Below are 14866 nucleotides of genomic sequence, written 5' to 3'. Positions count from 1 at the left end.
TACGCTGCACGATCAGCGCAACGCCTGGCCGCACAACCTTGAAGCCCCGTACCAAACCCACCCCTGGACCTCCGACTGGTACGCACGGCAGCCCTACGAGCAGGATAACGGCATGAACCTCTCCGACACGCTTCAGCGCCGCCGCTACGGGGGCGACCTGCAGGGCGTGCTCGACCGCCTCGATTACCTTCAGGATCTGGGCGTTGAAGCCATCTATTTCAATCCGCTTTTTGAAGCGCCCTCGAGCCATAAATACGACGGCGCGACCTACCATCACATCGACCCCAATTTCGGGCCCGACCCGGAGGGCGACCGCGCCCTCATCGCCACAGAAACCCCGCACGACCCCAAAACCTGGGTGTGGACCTCCGCCGATAAGCTCTTCCTGCGCATCATCGAAGAGTTGCACGCGCGGGGCATCCGGCTGGTGATCGACGGCGTGTTCAACCACATGGGCCTCAACAGCTGGGTGTATCTGGATCTGGTAGAGAAGCAGCGGGAATCGGCCTTCAGCGACTGGATGAAGGTCGAAAAGTGGGCCGACGAAACCGAAGACGGCAGCACGCATATCAAAACCTGGTGGGGCTTCAAAGAGCTGCCCGAAATCATGCAGAACCGCGCCGGCATCACCGCCGGGCCGCGGCAGTACATCTTCGACATCACCCGCCGCTGGATGGATCCGCTCGGCAACGGCGACCTCAGCAAAGGCGTGGACGGCTGGCGCCTCGACGTGGCTTTTTGTGTGAAGCATCCCTTCTGGAAAAAATGGCGCAAGCACGTTCGCAGCATCAACCCGGAGGCCTACCTGCTGGCCGAGGTGATCGATGCCCCCGAAAAGCAGGTGCCCTACCTCAAAGGCGACGAATTCGACGCGGTGATGAACTACAACTTCGCGTTCGCCCTCTCCGAGTATTTCATCAAAGACGGCAGCGACGCCCTGCCGACCGAACTCGACACCAAGCTCCGCGTGCTCCGTGAAGCCTACCCGCACGAGGTTACGCACGTGATGCACAACCTGCTCGGCAGCCACGATACCGACCGGGTCGCATCCCGCATCGTCAATTCCAAACTCTTCACCATGCGCAACTGGAGCGAGTACTACGAGCGCGCCAAAATGGTGAATCCCGCCTACAAAACCGGCCGCCCTGACGATACGGCCCGCCTCATCCAAAAACTGATGGTCGTGTTTCAGCTGACCTACATCGGCTCGCCCGGCATTTATTACGGCGACGAGGCCGGCATGTGGGGCCCCAACGATCCCTGCAACCGCAAGCCGATGGTGTGGCCGGAGCTGAAGTACGATGCCGAAGCCGTTTTCCCGAACGAAGCCGGCCGCGCGCCGGAGTCGTACGGCTTCGACCACCGAATGCACGCGCTGCACCGCACGCTCATCGCCCTCCGGAAAGCCTTCCCCGAGCTTGCCAAAGGCGAGTACCGCACCCGCATTACCGACGATGAATATCAGGTTTTCGGTTTTGAGCGCTGGCTCGGCGACGAAGCCTGCCTGGTGGTTTTTAACACCGGCACCAAAATGTATCAGCCGCGGCCCGAAGGCTACGGCAAGGCGGAGCTGCTCTTTGCCATCAATGCCCGGATGGATGAAAGCGGGGTCTGTGCCATGCACCCGAACAGCGCAGTTATACTCAAAAAGCGGGTGTAGGGTGATGGCATCCCAAACCTCACATCCTTTCTGATGCAGCGCAGACTTCTGGTTTTAGGCGCCGGTGCGGCCGGCCTCACAGCCGCCATTTTCGCGGCTGAGCAGGGCGCTCAGGTGCTGCTGCTCGAGCGCACCAAACAGGCAGGCAAGAAAATTCTGATGAGCGGCGGTACCCGCTGCAACGTGCTGCCGGTGAAAGCCACCTTGCAGGATTATCACACGGCTTCATCCCCCAACATCCTCAAAAAAATCTTCAAAACCTGGTCGGTTGCCGGCTGCAAGCGCTGGTTTACCGATGAGCTTGGTCTTCAGCTCGCCTGCGAGGAGGATTCGAACAAATGGTTTCCGGTGAGCAACTCCGCGAAGGAGGTCCGCGATCTGCTGCTGCAGCGCGCCCTTGATGTCGGAGTGGAAACCCGGTACGAGTGCGCGGCTGAGGCTCTTGAGCCGCTGCATCCCGGCTGGCAGGTTCGGCTGGTTTCCGGCGAAGTTGTAACGGGGGATGCCGTGATTGTGGCCACCGGCGGACTCTCGGTGCCTACGATTGGCACCGATGGTATGGGGCACCGCTTCCTGAAGCCGCACGGTCACCTCACGGGGCCCGTGTACCCCGCGCTTACGCCGCTGCTGAGCACCAACGCCGCGCACAAAGGCCTCAGCGGCCTCAGCCTGAACGTGCGCATGCGGGTGATGCTGGGCGATAAGCGCCTGTTTGAGGCGAGCCGGACCGGATTTCTGTTCACGCACCGCGGCTACAGCGGACCTGCCGTGCTGGATGTCTCGCACTTTTACCGGGAGGAATTTGCCCGCAAAACAGGCATCGAACGTGCCGGCCTGCGGTATGAAGTCAGCTGGGACGGCGAAGGGGAGGAGGTCTGGAAGGAGCGCCTCGGCGGCAAAGGCGGCGCTACGGTTTCGGGCATCCTGCGGCAGCACCTGCCGAACCGCCTGGCCGATGTGCTTGCGGCAGAAGCCGGGTCAGGTTTGGGCGAGCGCAAGGCCGCCGAGCTCAGCCGCGAAGAGCGCAAACGCCTGCTGAAGCTGCTCACCGCCTGTGAGCTGCCCGTGAGCGGCGATGAGGGCTACCGCAAAGCGGAAGTAACCGGCGGCGGCGTGCCCCTTGAGGAAATCAACCCCGCTACCATGGAGAGCCGGCTGCACCCCGGCCTGTACCTGTGCGGCGAAATTACGGACGTATTTGGCCGCATCGGCGGGTTCAATTTTTACTGGGCCTGGGTGAGCGGCCGCCTCGCCGGCATGAAGGCCGGAGAAAAGCAGGCGGGCGGCGCAGGCTGAAAAGCACGGGCTGTGCCGCAGGTCCGGGTGTTTTGTACCGGCACGAAAGACCGTGATGCGCACGGAGTTTCCCCCTAAAAAAATGGCGCATGGAATCAGCTGGTAAGCCGGTATTAGGCTGCGCAGGTCAGGAGTTACCAAGTTTTGGGGTCGTACAGCCGGGCTTATTTCGGGCGGGAATAAAAGATAACCCGTATATTCGATTATTGATTTTTTGAATCCTGCCGGACACGCTAAAACCGTGCATCCGGCTTTTTCCTGACAACATAAACATGTGATTATGATCCTCCTGAGCATCCTTTTGTGCCTTGCGTTCGCGGCCGTGCTGCCCGAAAACCGGGCCGAAGCACAGCCCCTGCAAATCAGCTCCCCCGAAAACGTGCTGCAATTGCAGTTCACCCTCGAAAACGGTGCGCCGCAGTACACCCTCGGCCGTTTGGGTCAGCCGCTGATTCTGCCTTCCAAACTCGGCTTTAAGCTGGCCGGTGCGCCCGATCTCGACGGTAATTTTGCCGTCATCGGTCATCAAAGCTCAACCTTCGATGAAACCTGGGAGCAGGTTTGGGGCGAGAAGCGCTTCATCCGAAACCACTACAACGAGCTGCGGGTACAGCTGCAGCAGCAGGATGCGCAGGCACGGCGCCTCGACATCGTGTTCCGGCTGTATGACGACGGCATCGGCTTTCGGTACGAATTTCCGGAGCAGCCCAACCTCACGGAAATCCTGATTGATGATGAGCTTACCGAGTTCGCCCTCACCGGCAATCACGAAAGCTGGTGGATAGGCGCCTATCAGTGGAACCGGTTCGAATACCTCACCGAAAACACCCCGCTCGCCGCCGTCGACACCGTGCATACCCCGCTCACCATGCGCACGGCAGACGACCTCTACCTCAGCTTTCACGAAGCGGCGCTCACCAACTACAGCACCATGACGCTCGAACGCGTGGCCGGTTACACCCTGAAAGCCAACCTCATGCCCTGGGCCGACGGCATCCGCGTGCGCACGCAGGCCCCGGCCGTAACGCCCTGGCGCACCCTGCAGGTAGCCGACCGGCCCGGTGATCTGATTACATCTTACCTCATCCTCAACCTCAACGAGCCGAACAAAATCGAAGACACAAGCTGGATTCAGCCCGCCAAATATGTGGGCATCTGGTGGGAAATGCACCTCGATAAGTCAACCTGGGAGCCGGGGCCGCGGCACGGGGCAACGACTGAAAACGCGAAGCGCTACATCGACTTTGCGGCAGCGCACGGCTTTGATCACGTGCTCGTGGAAGGCTGGAACCCCGGCTGGGAAGGCGACTGGTTTGCCGATGGCGTGGTGTTCGACTTCACCCGCGCCTACGACGCCTTCGACCTGGAAGGCGTAGCGGCCTACGCATTGGAGCGGGGCGTACGGCTGATGGGGCATCACGAAACTTCAGCCAGTGTGGAGCATTACGAAGCGCAGATGGAAGAGGCCTTTGCCCTGTACGAGCGCCTCGGCGTGCGCGCGGTCAAGACCGGCTACGTGGGGCACGGGCAGGAAATCTTCTGGACGGACGCCGACGGAAACCGCAATTATGAGTGGCATCACGGGCAGCACATGGTTGAGCATCATCAGCGGGTGGTAGAGCTGGCGGCGCAGCACCGCATTTCGCTGAACGTGCACGAAGGGGTGAAGGATACCGGCCTGCGGCGGACCTGGCCCAACCTCATGACCCGCGAAGTAGCCCGGGGGCAGGAATACAACGCCTGGGGCGAGAACGGCGGCAACCCGCCCGATCACGTGCTCATGCTGCCCTTCACCCGAAATCTTGGCGGGCCGTTTGACTACACGCCCGGCGTCGTGGACCTGCTTTTTGAAGAATGGCGCCCGGATAACCGCGTGCCGCACACCCTCGCCAAAGAGCTGGCGCTTTACGTGGTAATTTACAGTCCGCTGCAGATGGCCGCCGACCTGCCCGAAAACTACGAAAACGCACCGCTGCCGCTGCAGTTCATCAAAGATGTGCCGGCTGACTGGTACGACACGCAGGTGCTGGATGGCAGTATCGGTAATTTCATCACCATTGTGCGTAAAGACCGCAACAGCGATGAATGGTTTCTGGGCAGCATCACCAACGAACAGGGACGGCTGCTGCAAACGCCGCTCTCATTTCTGGATGAAGGCCGCCGCTACCGCGCCGAAATCTATCACGACGCCTCTGATGCGCACTGGGAGCACAACCCCTACGCCCTCGAATTCACAGAATCCGAAGTAAACAGCAGCACCGTGCTGCCGGTTCGCCTTGCAGCGGGCGGTGGCATAGCGGTGCGGTTTGTGCCGCTTGATTAAACCGGCAGGGCTTTACACCTTTGGTGCAACCCCTAAAAAGCCCTGCTGAGCAAATCGGCAGGGCTTTTTGCATCGCTAATTTAGAGAGGTCATGATTTATAAGGCGTTATATGATTTGAGATGCTGCTGTTATAAAAGTAAAAAGGGGTAACAGCCGGGCAGCAAACTTCATAATGGAGGTTATCATTAGTGTGAAAGAGCGGTAAGTTTCAGGAAAAACTGAAACTACGTTAGAATATAGTCGCAATAAGACTAATATTTAATTATCTTCAAAACACTTGTATAAAAAGAAAGTTGATTCCAATGTTACGTCATTTCATAAATATAGAGCCGAAAACAAAAACGGCAGGACACTCAAAAGAGAACTGTAGATGAATTTTAAAGATAAAATGCGTGTGGCAGTCGGAACTGCCGGCACCAGCCTTATAATTGGTCTTGATCCGGTTTATGAAAAAATACCGGCTATCATAAGGCGCAAAGCTTTTTCCAAAGCGGATGCCGTAACGACTTTTTGCCGCGAAATAATTGAACACACTACCCCGTACTGTGCGGGTTATAAGCTCAATCTTGCTTTTTTTGAAGCTTTAGGCGATCAGGGCCTTGACGTTTTTGGTCAGGTTTGCAGTGCTATTCCGTTTGATAAGCTGTTAATAGCTGATGCCAAACGGGGTGATATCGGCAACACAACCCAAATGTATGCACAGGCTTACATGAGAAAGTTTCGTGCCGATGCTGTAACGCTTAACCCGCTTATGGGCATTGAAACCCTGTTGCCATTTTTGAAAGACAGCCGCAGGGCAGTTTTTGCGCTAACGCTTACGAGCAATCCCGGCGCCGCTGACTTTCTGCTGCAAAAGCTGGAAAACGGACGAACACTATCCGAAGAAATTGCCACGCGTCTTCAGCAGCTCTCTGAGCACGACCTTGCGCTTGGTACTCTGGGGATGGTTGTGGGGGCAACACAGGCTGAAAAACTTGCACCTGTTTTGGACCTGTTCCCGAAAGCACCCCTTCTAATTCCGGGTTTTGGTGCGCAGGGCGGAAAAGTTGAAGAACTTGTCAGCTTACTTGCAGCCCGGCAGCATGCCGCGTTTCCTGTAGTAGGGCGATCGATTATTTATGAGTTTTCTGATGAAGACGAGCATAAATGGTACAAGACGGTGATGCTGGCTACAAAGCACTTCAGAAAAGTCTTTGAACCGCTGAAAAGCAATATTGAGGCATTTACACAAGCAGATTGACAGGCGGGCCCGGCATCTTCTATATTGCCGGGCCTGAATTGCTGAACGGATGCTGAGAAATACTCTGCCGGAAGTTGAGCCCTGTTTTTTCTAAATGTGATAGCTTTGTCAGAGAAACTGAATCCTGAAAAAATGCCTCATGTAATCGTATTTACCGACGGGGCATGCAGCGGAAATCCCGGTCCGGGCGGCTGGGGAGCGATCTTATCGTGGAACGGGAAGGAAAAAGAGCTAAGCGGAGGTGAAGCCCGCACGACCAACAACCGCATGGAAATGAAAGCGGTTATCGAAGCCCTAAAAGCCTTAAACCGGCCCTGTAAGGTTTCAGTAAACAGCGACAGCGCGCTCATTATAAATGCCTTCCAGCAGCGCTGGGTAGATGGCTGGATGCGCAGAGGCTGGCTTAAAGCCGACAAGAAACCCGTAGAAAACCAGGATTTATGGATGGAGCTGCTTGAAGCCATGGAACCCCATCAGGTGCACTGGGTGAAAGTAAAAGGGCATGCCGGAGTGCCGCTAAACGAGCGCGCTGACAGGCTTGCTGTTAAAGCAGCGGAGCTATTCAAAGGCCGCAGCCAGAATTAAGTGCGCAAAAGCGACCTTTGATTGGTAAAAAAAAATCCGATTTGTTTCAGTAAGGGCGTATCCCTTAATAAAAAATGATTAATGAGGGGAGCTCTGAGGATTTAATGTTCAAGTGTTTAATATTAAAAAAACATAATATACCAGCAGCCTTACCAGATGTTAAAAAGAACAGCTCATTGATACTGTACGTTTGATTATTTCAATATTCCTCTTAGCTTACATAATTAAGGCTTAAATTGGTCTGTATAACAAGTTAAATTGCGGTCTTATTGGTATGGTAATCTCATCAAACTAATTTTAAAAGTGTGAACTTAGAAGACAAGTATCGTCCGGCTCATATTCCATTGTATTACCTTGTCAGGCGCATCAAATGGGATCAGTTTTTTGTGGGACTCTTTGGAGCATTTGCCATTTTTGGCGTGTTAATGAAACTTTGGCAACCGCCATTTTGGGGATTGCTTTCTGCTGAAACCGGCGATTTGCTGTTTCAGATATTCATGCCTATCGGGTTTTTAGGTGAATGCGTGGTGTTCATTATAATGGGCTTTGTAAAAGGCGAAGATTACGAAGAAGTACACCCTGAAAGTACGGATATTGAGTTTTTACAAAACGTGAGCCCGTCGTATTCACAGCAGTTTGCCGGGGCAGCACCTATTGAATTAGGAGATGATTACACCGATAAGCTCAAAAAACAAATTCAGCAGCAGCTTGAAAGCCGGCTTGATAAGCGGCTTGATGAGATCGTAGAGGTTATTGCAAAACAGGCTGAAACCACAACGGAATACAACCGGCAGATGAATGCGCTTCAGCATGAGTTTATACAGCTTGGTACAAGAGTAGCAAGGTTCGGTCAGTCGGTTGAGGCTTATGAGCAGAATATGGGCTCTCTCGTTAAAATGCAGGAAACAGACTTATCAGCGCGGGTAGAGACCCTCGATAAGAACCTGAGGCAGGCGTCTGAAAGCATAGCAGAACTTGACAAACAAATAAAGCAGGCTTCTCAGAAATTCGATCAGTTTAACCGCAGGTAATCCTTTATGCCAGCACCAAGCGGAAGTAACATTATGAGGCTGCGGTTATATTTCATGACCGCAATTTACCTGCCGATTCTGTTGTATGCTATGTCAACATATCAGCTTGAATCAGGGGCTGTTGTTATCGACCGTGATGACCTGCGGCCTGTAGCAATTCCTGAAAGCAGGATACTCTTTACCGGAGATGACTTTATAGCCGATATTCTGTATCAGCCTGTAAGTGACGGGCTTAACGGGCTCAGGATTAATACGATTGCAAATCCCGGTGTAGAAATTATTGAAGGTCCGGAGGGTCTGGTTTACGATAAAGAATTGCGCAGATTTACCTTTGACACATCGCAGCTTTTTGAGGGAGAACCTGCTGAGGTGCGCGAAAAAGAAGTTCGCTTTCTTGCGAATGTATTTATTGAATCAATTGTGGAAAACCGGGTCGAATCACGGCCTGTTGAGCGCAGCTTTACCGTGCGCCGCCCTGTTGTTAACGTACTAAGCAATACACCACAGCGGCTCATCAGCAACGCCCAAAATGATCTCAGCTTTTTGGTTGAAGGGCTTTCGGAGTCAGAAATTCAGCTTCGCGAGTCTTCCGTTGGGCTTACAATTTCGGGAAGCCGTATCTCATGGTCGCCGGCCGGTAATGAGACTACAATTTCTGTTTTCCGGATTGCTGAATCCGGTGAACCCCGCCTCATTGATACCCGCAGGTTTGAGGTTGTGCCCCCGCCCCCGCCAAGAGTTTTTATCCGCCGGCATCAGACGGAAGAACTTCTTGGCCCCCAAAATCTGGTTAACATCAATGATGATCAGATCGAAATCGTAATTCAGCCGGATCCCAGCTTTCTTCAGGATTATCCCAACGATGCACGTTATGAAATGGGAGATCTGAGGCTCAGTTTTTACCAGCAGGGCAGGCCGCCGCAAACCATCACCCTGCGTGCGGCTGATTTACCGCAGGATGCGGCACGAAACCGCGCAACACGCCAGGTTATTTACGGGCCTTTCAGATTGTCGCAATTAGCCGGTGACCTCCGGGGCAGTGAGGTTCGTTTTGAGATACAGGCCCTGAACCGTATCAACTACCGTGGCCTGACTGAACCGGTACCGACTAATCAGTTTCAGGATTTCTTTTCACTTAATACAAGATAACTATGCGATGTTTTGCCGCCGGTTTACTGTTTGTATTCTTTTTCTGTGCTGACGTTTGGGGGCAGGCCACTTTAGCACCCCGTTCTTCCTCATGGCAATCAACAGCACGCATCACGGGCCTTATTGAGCCGCATGATCCTTTTTTGCGATATACCACGTCACGAGAAAACGAAGATCTCATTCGCATCCGGCAAAACAACGAACGCTTCTGGCATGCACTTCGCGATTCACTCAACGATGCAATGCGTGACGGGCTCGTTCAGGCTTATTCCGTCAGGCCAAGTCAGCGCGCAGGCATGCAGCGTATTTTCGTTAGGGATGAGCCGCTGCCCTATGAAGAACTCATTGCTACTCTTGACCGCAACCTGGAAACGGTAGCCTCATTGCGAACAGGAGAAGTGATTTTCATCCCGTCGAGAGGTGACGTATTCAACCTTCGAAATTTTGTTGAAGACAACGAAACTTACTACAGCCACCTTGCCGCAATTAGCTTATTTGAGTTTGAATTCGAGGTGCTGATTGATGAAAACGGAATGACGGTTAAGCCTAATCAGCTTATTTTTGGCACAGCCTTGTATCCCGGCCGCATCACATACGATAATAACCCCAACGATTTTTTCAGCGATGTTGAAAACGGGCTCGCTTTTCTGATAGATTTCAATGATGAAACGACCAAAGATTTTTTCTTCTCGCGCGGAATCGGACGATCTGCTTCTCAAGGCATGACCTCTTTTTACGATCTGCTCATGTCGTTTCGTTACCCGCACTTTTTCTACAGCATAGATGGCATTGAACTTGCCCGGGCTATGGATCCGCCTTTTGAGTACGAGCTCGGTTTTATCCGTGAAGAAGTGCAAACACAGCTCTTTTCAATAATGATGGAATTCACCTACGGCGAAATTCCCGACATCCTCAGACGCAACCGACCTTAAGACTCAGCCTTTAACGTTGAATAATTTTTAAAGACAGATTTATATGAAACCTGCAAGTATTGCTTCTTTTTTTGTGCTCTTCATTTTGCTGCCGTTCGGTGAGCTCAAAGCGCAGGCATTGCCTCAGCCACAGGTACAGGAAGAATTGCAAGAATCCCGTTTTTGGCTTTTCAAAAATCTTGATCTCGATTTTGAAGTCGGCACAGCCAGCTTTATTGGTAATTACCGGAATTTTGCTAATGTCTTCAATCCGCTACCACTGCCGATAAACGGCTACAGCATCCGCATCACGCTTAACAAGCCTTTCTATAATTTTTGGGGAATGACTGCAAGCGGAAAACTCGGACTGTCTGTACTTGGATATTATTCTGACTTGCAGCGGTCAACTGTACGCTGGGATTTTGAAAATGCCGAATTAGGTCTTATTCCCGGAAATATCAAAAACACAACTATTGGTCCTGAAATCGGCCTCGGTTTACGCATCCCGATTTACGGCACCATTGCTCTTAGCCCCGAAGCAACTTTTGCCTACCAGTACAACAACCCGCGAACGGATTACCTGCTAAATGAAAACGGACAGACCGTTGTGCCCGGTTCCGGCTTTCGGAACGAGTGGACTCAGGACTACCCCCTCAGAAAAACACAGGGCGGAAAAGCCGTAGGCGAGGTTATCCCCACTACTATCCCTTCTTATGCACTCGGTGCCAGAATTGAAGCAATGATTATGGGCACGGAGTTTTTTGCAACCTACAGATATAACGTTTTTCTGAATGATTACTTTGACGGCATCAATCAGTTAAGTGAAAACAATGATGCCAACCATTCTGTTGTTGTTGCTTTGGGGCTTCGCGTACCGCTATCCAGAGGTGTTAGGGAGCGCAGGCTTGGCCGTGATCTGGGCAGTCAGTTTCAGTACATCCGCCAAACAATGGACGCCCAAAATGAAGCTCAGCGGCAGGAATTCTTCAACGCATTCGGCGATATTGCCATCGACAGAACTACATTAGGGCTGAAACGAAATGAACTGGCTGCAAGGGTAACGTTTACTGATGTGGCAATGGGAAATACCTCCTACCGAAAGAGTTTCTCCCGCATACCCGGCTCAACTTTTGTACTGGGACACATGGATGAAGACCCTTTTCAGATTCAAAATTACGGTCGTATTCGCGTTTTTGTGCCTGATTTCAAACTAAGCCGTACCACGGTAACCAACAAAGAGTACAAAATTTTCCTTGCAGCTATGGGGCTGGATTTCCCCGGAGCCGATTATTACGCCTCTTATATTACGGAAGACGGTCTCAGCTTCGATGAAATCCTTCAAAACCTCGAATTCACCCCTGAAAATCTCCCGGAGGGCGTAGATATCGACGGTGTGTCTTCTTTATTTCCTGTAGAAGAATCCTGGACTGACCTCAGCCTGCAGACCATACTTAGGTTTGACGATTATTTTTTTAACGAGCGCTACGACAATCACCCAGTAGTTGCAGTAAACTGGTATCAGGCCATGATGTTCTCGGAGTGGGCCGGTTTCCGCCTGCCGTCTGAATCGGAGTGGGAATATTCCGCCAAATCAGGTGTTGGCGGGCGCGTTTTCCCATGGGATGGCTACACTGTTCAGGATCAGAGCGGCAACTTTTTAGCCAACTACATGCAGGAGGCCGGTGTTTATAATCTTGACGGGTACACCCTTATGGCCCCGGTTGATTCCTTTGAGCCCAACGACTTTGGGTTGTACAACATGGCAGGTAATGTTTCGGAATGGGTACTCGATTCCTACTCCAATTCATATCAGATCCTGAACCGGGATCAGCGTTACGCCAGTTCGCTGTACTTCACCCTTGATGAACCCCGCAAAATCCATCGTGGCGGTAACTGGGCTTCATCCCGTTTCTTTATTGGTTCCGGGGTCAGAAATTTCGGAATAGGCCACAATGCTTCACCCAGAATCGGATTCCGGGTTGCGGTAAGCTCCGGTATTGGTGAGGATGGTGAAACCATACTCGACATGCTTGACCGCGACTGGTAATGAGTTTTCTGGATAGATTCAAATCTTTTTCAGCAGCACCTGCTGTTTCAGACAAATGGCAAAGGTTCGAAAAACCTGAAGCTGCCGACCCCCTGTTTCAGGAATCGGCACGCCCGGCACTGATTTACAAGCACAGTTTCGCATGCAGTATCTGTACTTATTCTTTGATGAGCCTTGAGCGCAGCCTGGAGCAGATTATGCCTCATGCGGATGTCTATTTTGTGGATGTACGTGCTGAAAGACCGGTATCAAATTACATAGCCGGCAAAAGTGGTGTCATACATCAGTCGCCTCAGGCAATACTGCTCTATAAGGGAAAAGCATACTGGCACGGCTCACATGGGGAAGTGCGTGCCGAACCGGTTTTGGATTCGTTAAACGAAATCGCTGACAGCTGAAAAGCGCTCATATTCGTGGTATGAACATAAACCCCGGTATTTATTGGTGTAATACCGGGGTTTTATTACATAAATTGGCTGTGTGAAACCGAATCTGTTCAGTTTCTTTTTTACGCCCGTCAGCCAATACTTAACTGAGTTCACCATGAATGAAAAAGCTCTTTTTTCCAGACAATGGATGCAAGCCTGGCAGTTTGAAATCAATAACAACTCCGCATATGCACAACACGGAAAAGCATGGGAGGATGCGCTGTTGCTTAGGTTTGAAGACGGCCTACGCCTCCCAAATGAAGAAACTTGTGCCGGGTTTTTCCTTGATTTAAAAAACGGCCGCTGCGAAGAAATCCGTTATGCTTCTGAAACGGATATTTCAGACACGCCGATCGTGCTTACTGCGCCGGCAAAAGTATGGGAGCAGCTAATTAAAGAGAAGAAAGATCCGCTCTTTATGATAATGAGCGGTACAATCCGCCTTGAAAAAGGGAGCATGATGAAGCTCGGCTTACAGCGTAATGCAGCCAAAGCACTGCTGGCAGGCGCAGCTACCGCAACCCATGAGCTTAAAAAACAGCTTGCAGCTGCATGCGCTCAGCTTGAACGAAAACCAGATAAAACTACGGCCACGCATGGATCACCGCATACTACACGAAAAAGCTATGCAACCACAAGCCGCGGCCTTGATTTCGACAGCTACCCGATGCAGCTGTTTCAGAAGGCAAAACAGCTTGGGGTTTGGAATCCCGCTGCCATTAACTTTGAGCAGGACCGGCAGCAGTGGCTCACCTTTTCAGAAGAAGAAAAAGATTTGATTTTCCGGCTTACTGCGATGTTTATGGGCGGTGAGGAAGCCGTAACGCTCGATCTGCTGCCGCTCATACAGGTGCTCGCCAGGGAAGGCCGTATTGAAGAAGAGATGTTCCTCACAAGTTTTTTGTGGGAGGAAGCCAAGCACACAGAGTTCTTTGCATTGTTTCTGCGGGATGTGGTCCAAAAACCGTTTGATATGGAGCATTATCACGGGCCGGCCTACCGCAATCTGTTTCACGGCGAGCTTGAACCGGCCCTGCAGCGGCTGCATCACGACAGCAGCCCGCGTGCCCAGCTGCTTGCGTCGCTCACCTATAATATGATCGTAGAGGGTACACTTGCGGAAACCGGCTACGAAGCCTATCACCGCATGCTCACTGAGCAGGATATGCTGCCGGGCTTGCGGGAAGGTATCGGACTTCTCAAGCGGGATGAATCCCGCCATATCGCATTTGGCCTCTATCTGATTGAGCGTCTGCTTAAGGCCAACCCGCACCTTCGGGATGAGTTCGAAACCGAAGCCGGCCGCCTTGCCGGTATGGCCCTTGATGTAGTGGACGAAATATTCGGGCCCTATGAGCTTATGCCTTTTAATCTTGAAAAAAGCTGGTTCGCTGATTTTGCAGTCAATCAGTTTAAAAAAAGGATGACTAAGCTTAGTATTCAACGGCAGTAAATAATTTTAACTGAAGGAAGTTGTTAGGCTTGTATTGGCACACTACTTTTACAAATTGAGTACTAATTTATTTTTCGATTCGTCGATAAAAAACGGCTATTCGTCGAAAAACATAAATCAATTAGGTTGGCATTAGATATTATGCTCAAGGTAAGTATTAGTACCTACCTCTAATATTAATATTAAAATGTATCTGCCATGAAGAATCTAAGCTACCTTCTGTTAACAGTTCTGTTCGGAGCTGTACTTATAGCGTGCGACAGCGGTCTAAAATCGCTGGGGGAAGAAGATGTTTTAGGGATTAACGTTCCTTATAACTTCGATTTTGCTACAACCAAGGCCGTTAATTTCACGATTAAAGCTGCTTCGCAAAATGCAGCAGATCTTAGCGGCGGAAAAGTTCATGTTTTTAACAACCATCCTGATCAGGGTGGCAGAAGACTTGCAACTTATTTCCTGAACGACTCCGGAGAACTTGCTATCAGACACAGTTTGCCCATACACCTTAAGTCAGTATATATACTTCCGGATTCACCGGCAGCAGAGCCGGTTCAGGTTCAGGTCAGAAACGGTGCTGTTGAGTTCGAGTATAACCTCCCTGCAACCTCAGGTCGCGGTATTGATGCCGGTGATGACAGCTTCAGTGCAGGTTTAATGGATGATCCGATTGATACGGTGCGGAATTATTTCCCGGCCGAAGGTGAATTCGGTACCATTATGTTTGAAGACCTCTGGCCTTCAT

12 protein-coding genes are annotated in these 14866 nt (G+C 51.7%); all 12 read left to right on the top strand.

The features are described 5' to 3' along the window. Window positions 1–1660: glycoside hydrolase family 13 protein (locus LAT75_RS12245; RefSeq protein WP_291482958.1), on the top strand; the 1660-nt coding region annotated here is incomplete at its 5' end. 33 nt (window positions 1661–1693) lie between these two features. Then, complete coding sequence (locus LAT75_RS12240; protein WP_291482957.1) at window positions 1694–2956, top strand: aminoacetone oxidase family FAD-binding enzyme; 1263 nt, start codon at window positions 1694–1696, stop codon at window positions 2954–2956. A gap of 280 nt (window positions 2957–3236) precedes the next feature. Continuing rightward, window positions 3237–5279, top strand: coding sequence for a glycoside hydrolase family 97 protein (locus tag LAT75_RS12235; protein WP_291482956.1), 2043 nt, complete (start codon window positions 3237–3239; stop codon window positions 5277–5279). Window positions 5280–5650: 371 nt separating this feature from the next. After that, on the top strand, window positions 5651–6520 hold the full coding sequence (pyrF, locus tag LAT75_RS12230) for an orotidine-5'-phosphate decarboxylase (protein ID WP_291482955.1): 870 nt from the start codon (window positions 5651–5653) through the stop codon (window positions 6518–6520). A 132-nt stretch (window positions 6521–6652) separates the two neighbouring features. Then, window positions 6653–7105 (top strand): ribonuclease HI, encoded by a 453-nt coding sequence (gene rnhA, locus LAT75_RS12225; protein WP_291482954.1) that lies wholly within the window; start codon window positions 6653–6655, stop codon window positions 7103–7105. 305 nt (window positions 7106–7410) lie between these two features. Continuing rightward, window positions 7411–8136: a hypothetical protein gene (locus LAT75_RS12220; RefSeq protein ID WP_291482953.1), complete on the top strand. Its 726-nt coding sequence runs from the start codon at window positions 7411–7413 to the stop codon at window positions 8134–8136. A gap of 90 nt (window positions 8137–8226) precedes the next feature. Continuing rightward, window positions 8227–9285, top strand: a complete 1059-nt coding sequence (locus LAT75_RS12215) for a hypothetical protein (RefSeq protein WP_291482952.1) — start codon at window positions 8227–8229, stop codon at window positions 9283–9285. A gap of 2 nt (window positions 9286–9287) precedes the next feature. Further along, window positions 9288–10217 carry a hypothetical protein gene (locus LAT75_RS12210; protein ID WP_291482951.1) on the top strand — a complete coding sequence of 310 codons (930 nt, stop codon included), beginning with the start codon at window positions 9288–9290 and terminating at the stop codon, window positions 10215–10217. Between the two features lie 43 nt (window positions 10218–10260). Next, window positions 10261–12243, top strand: a complete 1983-nt coding sequence (locus tag LAT75_RS12205; protein ID WP_291482950.1) for an SUMF1/EgtB/PvdO family nonheme iron enzyme — start codon at window positions 10261–10263, stop codon at window positions 12241–12243. Beyond that, window positions 12243–12641 carry a bacillithiol system redox-active protein YtxJ gene (gene ytxJ / locus LAT75_RS12200; RefSeq protein WP_291482949.1) on the top strand — a complete coding sequence of 133 codons (399 nt, stop codon included), beginning with the start codon at window positions 12243–12245 and terminating at the stop codon, window positions 12639–12641. The genes LAT75_RS12205 and ytxJ overlap by 1 nt, the downstream gene beginning before the upstream one ends. A gap of 145 nt (window positions 12642–12786) precedes the next feature. Continuing rightward, window positions 12787–14124 (top strand): R2-like ligand-binding oxidase, encoded by a 1338-nt coding sequence (locus LAT75_RS12195; protein WP_291482948.1) that lies wholly within the window; start codon window positions 12787–12789, stop codon window positions 14122–14124. Window positions 14125–14322: 198 nt separating this feature from the next. Beyond that, a partial coding sequence (locus LAT75_RS12190) for a hypothetical protein (RefSeq protein WP_291482947.1) occupies window positions 14323–14866 on the top strand: 544 nt, incomplete at its 3' end.

Origin of the sequence: Cyclonatronum sp., assembly GCF_022565315.1 — a bacterium.
In the GTDB taxonomy this organism is placed as follows: Bacteria; Bacteroidota; Rhodothermia; order Balneolales; family Cyclonatronaceae; genus Cyclonatronum.
The sequence above is the reverse complement of the archived record's forward strand: the minus strand, read 5'-3'. Positions and strand labels throughout refer to the sequence as shown.

Bases quoted from the DNA above. Each gene is read 5' to 3' on its own strand.
- LAT75_RS12240 (WP_291482957.1), top strand. From the start codon at position 1,694: ATGCAGCGCAGACTTCTGGTTTTAGGCGCCGGTGCGGCCGGCCTCACA.
- LAT75_RS12235 (WP_291482956.1), top strand. From the start codon at position 3,237: ATGATCCTCCTGAGCATCCTTTTGTGCCTTGCGTTCGCGGCCGTGCTG.
- pyrF (WP_291482955.1), top strand. From the start codon at position 5,651: ATGAATTTTAAAGATAAAATGCGTGTGGCAGTCGGAACTGCCGGCACC.
- rnhA (WP_291482954.1), top strand. From the start codon at position 6,653: ATGCCTCATGTAATCGTATTTACCGACGGGGCATGCAGCGGAAATCCC.
- LAT75_RS12215 (WP_291482952.1), top strand. From the start codon at position 8,227: ATGTCAACATATCAGCTTGAATCAGGGGCTGTTGTTATCGACCGTGAT.
- LAT75_RS12210 (WP_291482951.1), top strand. From the start codon at position 9,288: ATGCGATGTTTTGCCGCCGGTTTACTGTTTGTATTCTTTTTCTGTGCT.
- LAT75_RS12205 (WP_291482950.1), top strand. From the start codon at position 10,261: ATGAAACCTGCAAGTATTGCTTCTTTTTTTGTGCTCTTCATTTTGCTG.
- ytxJ (WP_291482949.1), top strand. From the start codon at position 12,243: ATGAGTTTTCTGGATAGATTCAAATCTTTTTCAGCAGCACCTGCTGTT.
- LAT75_RS12195 (WP_291482948.1), top strand. From the start codon at position 12,787: ATGAATGAAAAAGCTCTTTTTTCCAGACAATGGATGCAAGCCTGGCAG.